The following is a 10,764-nucleotide window of genomic DNA, read 5'->3' on the forward strand; positions in this document are numbered from 1 at the left end:
GCTGATGACGCTGCTATGAGGAGGTCCGCCGTGGACACCTTCACGGTCCCCGCCCCCGTGACGTCCGGGATCACGCCGGAGCAGGCGGCGGTGAACATCTTCGATCCGGCCTGGCATCACGACACGTTCCCCAACTATCGGGTGCTGCGGGAGGCGGGGCCGTTCGTCCCGGCGCCGCTGGGGGGAATGCGGCTGGTCACCCGCTACCGGGAGATCGACAGCATTCTGCAGGACCCGGCGTGGAGCCACGCCGAGGAACGCGACCTGATGCATCCCGACAGCGATGGTTCGGACCTGCCGACGTCGTTTCTGTGGATGGAACCGCCGGACCACACCCGCATCCGGCGGCTGGTCAGCACGGCGTTCAGCGCCCGGCGGATCGAGGCGATGCGGGCCCGGGCCCGCGAGCTGGTCACCGACCTGGTGGACGCGGCGATCGTCGCCGGCGAGGTGGACCTGGTCGAGGCGATCGCCTACCCGTTGCCGTTGACGATGGTCGCCGAGCTGATGGGCGTGCCGGCCGCCGACCACGCGCGGGTGCGGTCCTGGTCGCATGGGCTGGCCCGCGGCCTGGACCCGGACATCCTGCTGACCCCGGCCGAGGTCGACAACCGGCAGCGCTCGGCCCGGGCGATCCGCGACTACTTCACCGAGCTGACCGCGCGACGCCGGGCCGAACCCGCGGACGACCTGGTCAGCGCGCTGGCGCTCGCGGAGGCCGAAGGCGACCGGCTGACCAGCGACGAGATGCTCGCGACCCTGGTCGTCCTGCTGGTGGCGGGGCACGAGACGACGGTCAGCCTGATCTCGAGCACCTTCGACAACCTGATCCGCCACCCCGACCAGTACGCGGCGCTGCGGGCCGATCCGGAGCTGGCCGGACCCGCCGTCGACGAGCTGATGCGGTACAGCACGCCGTCGCATCTGACCACCCGTCGGGCGGTGCGCGACACCGAGGTCTCCGGTGAGCGGTTCGCCGAAGGCGACGGTGTGATCATCCTGCTGGCCGGGGCGAACCGGGACGCCACCGTCTACGAGGACCCCGAGCGGCTCGACTTCACCCGGTACGCGGGTGGGACGGCCGGTGGGACGCGGGCGCCGCGCCATCTCGGCTTCGGTCGGGGGCACCACTACTGCGTCGGCGCGCCGATGGTGCGCCTCGAGGTGGAGCTGCTGCTGCGTGAACTCGCCCGCCGGTCGCCGCGTATGACCGGGCTGGCCGACCCGCCGCCCTACCGGCCGAACCTCATCGTGCGCGGCATCCAGGAGCTGAGCGTACGCCTCGAGACACCGTCCTCGTTGTGAACAAGTAGTGAATCAGTAGCGTGCTGTATGGATGTGGCGAGTGACACGCTGCCAAGCAGACGTTCGCCACTGGGGGGACCCGTGATGGGAAGGTGTGGTTCACCGGGGGTTAGTCGGCACCGTTAGGCTGAAGCTCGATGCCCCTGTGGAGGTGGCCATGGAGTTGCGGCATCTGGTGTCCTTTCTGGCAATCGCGGAGGAGCTGCATTTCGGTCGCGCGGCTGCTCGCCTACACCTGTCCCAACCGTCGTTGAGTCAACAGCTACAGCGGCTCGAACGTAATCTCGGCGTCGAACTCGTCGCCCGGACATCGCACGACGTGCGGCTCACCGCGGCCGGCCGGGCTTTCGAGACCGAGGCCCGGTCCATCATCTCCCAGATGAACAAGGCCACCCACACCGCCCGGGAGGTCGCCGCGGGGCGCACCGGTGTCGTGCGGGTCGGCTACAACTTTCCCGGTGGCCAGCATGTCGTCCCGGTGGCGATGACGAAGATGGCCGCGGACTATCCGGACGTCAGTGTGAACCTGGTCGAGCAGCGCACCGGTCCTCAGCTCGCGGCGCTCGTGTCCGGGGACCTCGACGTCGCGATCGTGTATGGCCGTCCGTCGTCGCCGGAGATCGCCTCCAAGCGGTTGTTCCGGGTACCGCTGGTCGCGGTGGTCGGTAACGGTCACATGTGGGCGGGGCGCGGTGGCATCCCGTTCGGGGAGCTCGCGCGCCAGCAGTGTGTGCTGTTCGCCCGGGAGAAGAGCCCGGCGATGTACGACGCGATCCACGCGGCCGCCGAGGCCAGCGGCATCACCCTCACGGTCGCCCACGAGGTCGATGATCCGAGCGCGACGGCGATCGTCGTGTCGGTGAAACCCCTGGTCGGGTTCGCGTCGGTGTCGCGTGGGCTGCACATCGGCTCGGTGGTCGGTGGGCCGCGGCCCACCCCCGTCCAGCTGTACGACCCGGTGCCCACCCTCGATCTCTACGTCGCCTGGCGGGCCGCGAACGAAGCGCCGCTGGTCGATCTCTTCCTCGAGTACGTCGAGGCTTCACGGCCGTTCCAGATTCCAACCTACCGAGCCCCCGAAACTCGAGTGCGGCGATAGGAAGAAACGACTGTTCGTATCAATCGAATAAATCGCCTTGCTGGGGCATGGGCGGAATTCCACACTTGCTGGTGGAATCCTCGCCGCGTTTCACCCTGGAATGTGGTGTCACGGTTTCCGTGCTACGCAGGAAGGTGATGGAAAGTGCGGCAGTCCAGCACTGACGGCGGGGTCGTCCTCCCCGATGACCAGGGAATCTGGTCCGCGCTCGAACAGAGCCTGCGGGCACATCCCGAACGCGTGGTGTTCGTCCGGGTGGACGTACCCGACACCGCGGAGTCGGAGATCAACGGTGGCCAGCTGGCCGAGCAGGCGCGCACGGTCGCCGCGCACCTGATCGCCGCGGGGGTCGAACCGGGTGACCGGCTCGCGATCATGGGTCGGACCAGTTACCCGTGGGCGCTGCTGAGCCTGGCCGCCCTCGGCCTCGGCGCGGTGATCGTTCCGGTGTATCCCACCGCGTCCGCGACGCAGGTGCGCCACGTTCTCGCCGACTCGGGCGCGACCTGGGCGTTCGCCGAGTCCGACGAGCAGCTGAGCCTCGTCGCCGAGGCGGCCGGCGCGGGCCTGCGGCATCCGGTGTGGCCGTTGGAGCAGGTGGACGGCTGGGCCACCGGCGGGCCGTCGGCGTTCCCACGGGGATCCGAGGTGGCCGCCGGCTCCGAACGGTTCGGGGACGAGTTCGCCCAGCGCGGCGGCAAGGTCCGCGCCGACGACATCGCCATGATCATCTACACGTCCGGAACGACCGGGCTGCCCAAGGGCTGCATGCTCACCCACCGCAATCTCTGGGCGTCCTCGGGCGGCACGGTCGAGCAGGTCGGTGACCTGTTCCGGGTCGACTCCACCGGCGCCCAGGCCACCACCGCGCTCGGCCTGCCGCTGGCGCACGTGTTCGGCCAGACGGTGCTGTTCGCCTGCCTGTACGCCGGCACCCGCACGGTGCTGCTGCCCGGCATTCCCGAACTCGTCGGCGCGCTGACCCGGCTGCGTCCGACGATGTTGTGCCTGGTGCCGTACGCGCTGGAGAAGATCCGCAAGCGGGTGCGTGACCTGGCGCACGACGAGGTCGCGGGGGCCCTGGGCGGGCGGCTCACCCATGTCATCTCCGGCGGCGCGTCGTTGGACGACACCACCGCGGCGTTCTACGCCAGCGCCGGCGTCACCATCCTCAACTGCTACGGGCTGACCGAGGCCGCCACCGCGGTGACGGTGAACGCGCCGGCGACGAACCGCCGCCGCACCGTCGGTCGACCCATCCCCGGCGTCACCGTCGCCATCGCCGAGGACGGCGAGGTGCTGGTCGCCGGGCCCAACGTCTCACCCGGCTACTGGTCGGACCAGCAGCGCGCCCTCGGCCGCGACGCCACCGGCCCCGTCGAGACGCGCTGGCTGCACACCGGCGACGTCGGACGCCTCGACGACGACGGCTATCTGGTCATCACCGGGCGCCGCAAGGAGATCCTGGTGACCGCCAGCGGCAAGAACGTCGCGCCCACCCCGCTGGAGGACCGCGTCCGCCTGCACCCGCTGGTGAGCAACTGCGTTGTCATCGGCGAGGGACGCTCGTTCGTCGCGGCCCTGATCACCCTGGACCCGGCCCCCTTCGCCGCCTGGGCGCAGGCCACCGGCATCGACCTGGCTGCCGGCACGGGCGCCGGCGCGGACGACGAACGTCCCGAGCCGCTCGAACACCCGCGGCTGCTCGCCGAACTCCAGGTGGCCGTCGACGACGCCAACAGCCTGGTGTCGCGGGCCGAGTCGATCCGCGCGTTCCGCGTGGTCGAGCCGGACTTCACCGTGGCCGCAGGGCAGCTCACCCCGTCGTTGAAGCTGCGTCGCGCGACGATCGAGCGGGATTTCACCGCAGCGATCGAAACTATTTACCAGTGACCTCGACCACTCGATTGCCCGGTCTTATCGGCCGATGAGACCTCCACCGGGCCGGTGGATTTATCTCCGCCCGATCAGCACGATGACAACCGAGGTCGAAAAGAACGTCCCCGCACCCGCGTCGGATCTGTGACCGATCAGGATCCGTACGCACCCGAGGTGAACACCGTACAGCCGGCCGCCGCCGGGCGACGACGGGAGGACCCGCAGATGTACGACGTTATCGTGGTGGGCGCACGCTGCGCCGGATCGCCGCTGGCGATGCTGCTCGCACGGCAGGGGCACAAGGTGCTCGTGGTCGACCGGGCCACTTTCCCCAGTGACACCGTCTCCACCCACTACATTCACCAGGCAGGTCTTTCCCGGCTGAAGGACTGGGGAATTCTGGATCGGCTCGTCGCGACCGGTGTCCCGCCGATGCGGCACCTGACCTTCTCCTACACCGACATCTTCCTCGAGGGTTTCGCCGACCCGATCGACGGGATCACCGAGGTGTACTCGCCGCGGCGGACCGTCCTGGACGAGATCCTCGTCGACGAGGCCCGCAAGGCCGGCGCCGAAGTGCTCGAGGGATTCACCGTCACCGAGATCGTCTTCGATGACGGCCGGGCCGCCGGTGTGCGCGGCCGGGTGGGCGACGGCGGCGAGCAGGTTTTCCGGGCGCCGTTCGTGGGCGGCGCCGACGGCCGCAACTCCACCGTCGCGACGCTGGTCGGAGCCGAGATCTACCGCTCCATCCCAGCCGCCTGCTTCGTGTACTACTCCTACTTCAGCGGTCTGGACTGGCCCTTCCAGCACCGCACCGGTTTCGGTGAGCAGCAGTTCGGTGCCTGGCCCACCCATGACGGCAACCACCTGCTCGCCGTCATGCGCCGCCGCGACCGGATGCGGGAGTTCCGCGCCGACATCGACGGCAGCTTCCAGGAGATCTTCGACCAGATCGTGCCGGAACTCGGCGCCGACCTGCGGGCCAACGGAAAGCGCCAGGAGAACTTCCGGGCGATGTCCTACCCGGACAACTTCTACCGCCGCTCCGCCGGCCCCGGCTGGGCGCTGGTCGGCGACGCCGGCTACCACAAGGACCCCTTCACGGGCTGGGGCATCACCGACGCCCTGAAGTACACCGAGGTGCTCGCCGAGAAACTGCACGAAGGTCTTTCCGGGGCCCGTCCGGTCGACGAGGCCGTCGCCGAGTACGTGAAGATCCGTGACGCCGAGAGCAACGGCACGTTCGAGCTCACGTGCAGCATCGCGGAACTGAGCCTGACCCCTTACTACGACTCGGTCTTCCGGGCCACCAGTCTGAGCCCGGAATACACCACGAAGTTCTTCGGTCTGATCGCCGGCGGTATTTCCGGTGAGGAGTTCTTCGCCTCGTCGAACCTCGAGAAGCTCTACGAGGAGGTCGACTTCCCGGTCGACCTCCGGATCACGACCCGTCCCTGAACAACGTCCACACCTCGGTTTCACAGCGCGTCGCACCGCGGCCTTCGAAAGGGGAGACGAACAATGCCCGCAGCACGGTTCACCGCTCTCGGTGACAGCTTCGTCGAGGGCCGCGGCGACGTCGCCGCCGATGGCTCGTACATCGGCTGGGCCCGCCGGTTCGCCCGGCGGATGGGAGTCGCCGCCCAGGAGACCCGCAACCTCGGTGCCTACCAGGCGACCACCCAGGTCGTCGTCGACACCCAGCTGCACCAGGCCCTGGTGCGCAAGTCGCCGCTGATCGGCGTGATCGTCGGCGTCAACGACCTCGTCCAGGACTACGCACCTGACCGGTTCGCCGCGAACCTGCGGACCATCTTCGGTTCGCTCGCGGGCCTGGACACCACGGTCTTCACCGCCAGCTACCCGGACATCCCGGCGAACCTGCCGTTGCCGGCGGAGTTCCGTGACCTGCTGCGCGCGCGGTTCGCCTACGCCAACGACGTGCTGCGCGAGGTGTGCTCGGAGACCCACACGCTGCACCTGGACATCGCCGCCGACACCGACTGGTCCGGCCGCGAACTGTGGAGCGCCGACGGCCTGCACCCCAACACCGACGGTCACGACCGGTTCGCCGAGGACATGGCGGACCTCGTCGAGCGAGCCTCCTGGCTCACCGCCGCCTGAGAGCTGACGGCACCCCCGCCAGCCCTGGCCCCGGCCCCGCACTCCCTGGCCCCGCCGCCGGACGGCGTCGGCCCGGCCCCCACCGCCTGTCTTCCCTGCGTCCGGACATCCCCCGCTGCCCGGCCCCGAGAAGGGACCCACGTGACCAAGCCCGCGCGCGCGACCGCGCCCGTCGATCTGGACTCCCGGCGGCTCGCCCGCAACCCGATCGCGATCGTCGGCATGTCGGGCCTGTTCCCGATGGCCCGCAACCACCGCGAGTACTGGCAGAACGTCGTCGACGGCACAGACTGCACCACCGAGGTCCCCGCCTCCCGCTGGAACCTCGACGACTACTACGACGCCGACCCCGCCGCCCCGGACCGCACCTACTCACGCCGCGGCGCGTTCATCCCGGACGTCGAGTTCAGTCCGTTGGAGTTCGGCCTGCCGCCGAACCAGCTCGAGGTCACCAGCACCATGCAGACGCTGAGCCTCGGCGTCGCCCGGGACCTGCTGCGCGACGCCGGCGCCCGCGACATCGCCGGCCGCGACGCCGACTGGTACGACTCCGGCCGCACCGGTGTGGTGCTCGGTACGACCGGGCCCGTCCCGCTCATGCACCCGCTGGCCGCGCGGCTGTCCACGCCGGTGCTGCGCGAGGCCGCCCGCAGCACCGGGCTGACCGACGCCGACGCCGACGAGCTCATCCGCCGCTTCACCGCCGCGTACGCGCCGTGGGAGGAGAACTCCTTCCCCGGCCTGCTCGCGAACGTCGTCGCCGGCCGGGTCGCCAACCGCCTCGACCTCGGCGGTCTGAACACCACGGTGGACGCGGCGTGCGCGGCGTCGCTGTCCGCGGTGCGCCTGGCGATCGCCGAACTGCTCGACGGCCGCGCCGACACGATGATCACCGGCGGCGTCGACACCGAGAACACGATCTTCATCTACATGTGTTTCTCGAAGGTGCAGGCGCTGTCGAAGTCCGGCACGATCAGCCCGTTCTCCGACGACGCGGACGGCACCCTGCTCGGCGAGGGCATCGGCATGCTGGCGCTGCGCCGCCTCGCCGACGCCGAACGCGACGGCAACCGGATCTACGCCGTCATCCGTGGTCTCGGCTCGTCGTCGGACGGCCGGCACAAGAGCATCTACGCGCCGCGGGCCGAGGGCCAGCGGGTCGCGCTCGACCGCGCCTACGTCGACGCCGAGTGCAGCCCGGACTCGGTGGAACTGTTCGAGGCGCATGCCACCGGCACCGCCGTCGGGGACCGCACCGAACTCACCGCGCTCGGTGACCTGCTGCGCGACGCGGGTAAGGAGAGGCAGTTCGCCGCGCTCGGCAGCGTCAAGTCGCAGATCGGCCACACCAAGGGCGCCGCCGGCACCGCCAGCCTGATGAAGCTCGCCCTCGGCCTGTTCCACAAGGTGCTGCCGCCGACGATCAACGTGGACCGGCCGAACAGCGCCGTCGACTTCGGCGACGCCCCCTTCTACATCAACATCGCCAACCGGCCGTGGATTCGCGACCCGCACCGTCCGGTGCGCCGCGCCGCAGCCTCGGCGATGGGTTTCGGCGGCACGAACTTCCACGTCGTGCTCGAGGAGTACACCGGCGACCGTAGCGACCTGCGTGTCCTGCACCGCACCGCGACCGCCCACCTGTGGCACGCCCCCGACGCCGCCGCCCTGCTCGAGCTGCTGCGCACCGGGGCGCCCGGCGCCGCCGCGGACGCCGACGAGCCGATCCCGGCCACCCACGCCCGGCTCGGCTTCGCCGCCCGCGACGAGGAGAGCGCCGCGGACCTGCGTGCACTCGCGATCGCCCAGCTCGAACGCGCACCCGAGGCGACCGAGTGGTCGCACCCGCGCGGCGTCCACTTCCGCGCCGCGGCGCAGCCGAACCTCGCCGTGGCGGCGCTGTTCGCCGGCCAGGGCAGCCAGTACCTGGACATGGGGCTCGAGGCCGCGGTGAACGTGCCTCCGGTCGGTACCGCCTTCGACGAGGCCAACGCCGCCTTCGACGGGGCCGAGCGCCGTCTGGGCGCCATCGTCTTCCCGCCGCCGGTGTTCGACGCCGCCGAGCGCCAGCGCCAGGAGGTGGAGCTGCGGGCCACCGAACACGCCCAGCCGGCGATCGGTGCGCTGTCCGTCGGGCAGCTGCGCTACCTGCGTGAACTCGGCCTGGAGCCGGCCGGCTACCTCGGCCACAGCTTCGGTGAGCTCACCGCCCTGCACGCCGCCGGCGCCGTCGACGCGGCCGGCTACTTCCGTCTCGCCCGCGAACGTGGCCGGGCCATGGCCCCGCCCGCCCCGGACGCCGCTGGCGACCGGCCCGTCGAGACGGGCAGCATGGCCGCGGTGCCGGCCGGACGTGAGCGGGTCACCGCCCTGCTCGCCGACCATCCCGACGTCGTCATCTGTAACCACAACGCCCCCGAGCAGGTCGTCGTCGGCGGGCCAGGTGACGCGGTGGCGGCGTTCATCCGCCGCTGCGCCGAGGACGGCCTGGACGTCCGTCCCCTGCCGGTGTCAGCGGCCTTCCACACCCGTTACGTCGCGCACGCGGTCGACCGGTTCGCCGCCGCCCTCGCGACGACCCCCGTCACGGAGCCGAAGGCCCCCGTCCACCCGAACACCGACGGTGCCAGCTACGGGCCCGACCCGGCCGCGAACGCCGAGGTCCTCGCCCGCCAGCTGCTCGAACCGGTCGAGTTCGTCGGCGCGGTGCGCGCCGCGCACGCCGCCGGTGCCACCGTCTTCGTCGAGTTCGGACCGAAGCAGGTGCTCACCCGGCTGGTCCGCCAGATCCTGCCCGAGGCGGGCGTCGTCGCCATCCCCACCGACGCCGGCCCCCTCGGTGACAGCGACGTCGCGCTCAAGGCGGCCGCCGTTCAGCTCGCCGTCCTCGGCGCCCCGCTGACCAGGCTCAACCGCTACCAGGCGGATGTCCCCGAGGTCGCGGTGACCAAGGGTCCGACGATCACTCTCTCCGCACCCGAGTACACCCCGGCGACCCGCCGCGACGCCTACGCCGCCGCCCTCGCCGACGACTACACCATCATCGGCGCCGCTGCCCGGACATCCTCCGATGCCGTCCTGGCCGCCGTCGGCGCCAGCACGAACGGTGCCGCGGTCAACGGTGCCGCGGTCAACGGTGCCGCGGTCAACGGTGCCGCGGTGAACGGTGCCGTGATCAATGCCGCCGCGGTGAACGGTGCCGCGGTGAACGGTGCCGCGGTGAACGGCTCGACGGTCAACGGCACCGGGGCGGTGGCGGCCACGCCGAACGGCGCCGGCCACGACGGCGTCCCGGCCGGCCACACGACAGGTAACGGAGGCTCGGTGAACGGTGCAGGTCCGCTCCAGACCGCAACTCCTGGTGGCGCCGCGGGTGCCGCGGTGACGGCCGTCCCGGCCGGTGGCGGTGGGGCCGACCAGGTGGGTGCACCGGATGTGCTGGCGCAACAGGTGAACCTGCACTCGGTGTACCTGTCCGGGCAGCTCGACGTCGCCAGCCGGCTCGTCGACGCCCTGCACGCCTATCAGAGCACCGGCCGCGACGACCCGCGGTTCACCGACGCGATCACCTCGGTCGCCCACCAGAGCGTCGTCATCGGCCAGGCGCACGCCCAGGCCAACGACGTGCTCGCGCAGCTGGCCGAACTGGAACTGGCCGCGGGCGGCCTGACCGTGGGGGAGCGCGGCCAGCGCCTTCCCTTCACCCCGACGGCGCTGATCGGTTACGGTCCCGCGGCGCCGCGTGCGCTGCCAGCCGCGCCAACCGCCTTCGTCGCGGCGCCCGCTCCCGCCGCACCGGTCGCCGTCGCCCTCCCCGTCGCCTCCGCGCCGGTTCCGGTCACGTCTGCCGCGGCGCCGCCCGCACCGGCTGTCTCGTCGGTCGCCCCGGCGGCCCCGGCGATCAGCGTCCCCGCGCAGCCGGCGGCCCCGGACACGGCGCCACAGCCCACTGGCCTCACCGCGGACGCGGTGCGGTCCACGCTGATCGAGGTGGTGGCGGAGAAGACCGGTTATGCCGCTGACATGATCGATACTGGGATGGATCTCGAGGCTGACCTGGGTGTCGACTCGATCAAGCGGGTGCAGGTGCTGGGTGCGTTGCGGGAGCGGTTCCCGCAGGCGCCGACGGTGGGTCCCGAGCAGCTCGCGGAGCTGCGCACGCTTGACCAGATCACCGAGTTCGTCACCGCCTCCCTGCCTGCCACCGCGGGTGCCGCGGTCGCGGCCCCGGGCGGGTCCGCGGCTGGTTCGTCCACGACGTCCAGCTCGACATTCGATGCGGACGCGGTGCGGTCCACGCTGATCGAGGTGGTGGCGGAGAAGACCGGTTATGCCGCTGACATGATCGATACTGG

6 protein-coding genes are annotated in these 10,764 nt (G+C 71.1%); all 6 read left to right on the top strand.

Translation table 11 applies throughout. From position 1 onward, the window contains the following. The first annotated feature begins 30 nt into the window (after positions 1-30). A complete protein-coding gene (locus MXD61_RS28520; RefSeq protein WP_248814500.1) occupies positions 31-1,305 on the top strand; it encodes a cytochrome P450 in 1,275 nt (424 codons plus the stop codon). Between the two features lie 157 nt (positions 1,306-1,462). After that, positions 1,463-2,404 carry a LysR family transcriptional regulator gene (locus MXD61_RS17295; RefSeq protein ID WP_248814502.1) on the top strand — a complete coding sequence of 314 codons (942 nt, stop codon included), beginning with the start codon at positions 1,463-1,465 and terminating at the stop codon, positions 2,402-2,404. Between the two features lie 144 nt (positions 2,405-2,548). Next, positions 2,549-4,297, top strand: a complete 1,749-nt coding sequence (locus tag MXD61_RS17300; protein ID WP_248814504.1) for a long-chain fatty acid--CoA ligase — start codon at positions 2,549-2,551, stop codon at positions 4,295-4,297. A gap of 210 nt (positions 4,298-4,507) precedes the next feature. Next, positions 4,508-5,743 (top strand): NAD(P)/FAD-dependent oxidoreductase, encoded by a 1,236-nt coding sequence (locus tag MXD61_RS17305; RefSeq protein WP_248814508.1) that lies wholly within the window; start codon positions 4,508-4,510, stop codon positions 5,741-5,743. Positions 5,744-5,806: 63 nt separating this feature from the next. Next, positions 5,807-6,409: an SGNH/GDSL hydrolase family protein gene (locus tag MXD61_RS17310; protein WP_248814509.1), complete on the top strand. Its 603-nt coding sequence runs from the start codon at positions 5,807-5,809 to the stop codon at positions 6,407-6,409. Positions 6,410-6,550: 141 nt separating this feature from the next. Beyond that, positions 6,551-10,764 (top strand): type I polyketide synthase (locus tag MXD61_RS17315; protein WP_248814510.1); only part of this gene is annotated, 4,214 nt, incomplete at its 3' end.

Origin of the sequence: Frankia sp. AgPm24 (assembly GCF_023243055.1) — a bacterium.
Classification (GTDB): Bacteria; Actinomycetota; Actinomycetes; order Frankiales; family Frankiaceae; genus Frankia; species Frankia umida.

Coding starts and splice junctions, on each gene's coding strand:
- MXD61_RS17295 (WP_248814502.1), top strand. CDS start 1,463: ATGGAGTTGCGGCATCTGGTGTCCTTTCTGGCAATCGCGGAGGAGCTG.
- MXD61_RS17305 (WP_248814508.1), top strand. CDS start 4,508: ATGTACGACGTTATCGTGGTGGGCGCACGCTGCGCCGGATCGCCGCTG.
- MXD61_RS17310 (WP_248814509.1), top strand. CDS start 5,807: ATGCCCGCAGCACGGTTCACCGCTCTCGGTGACAGCTTCGTCGAGGGC.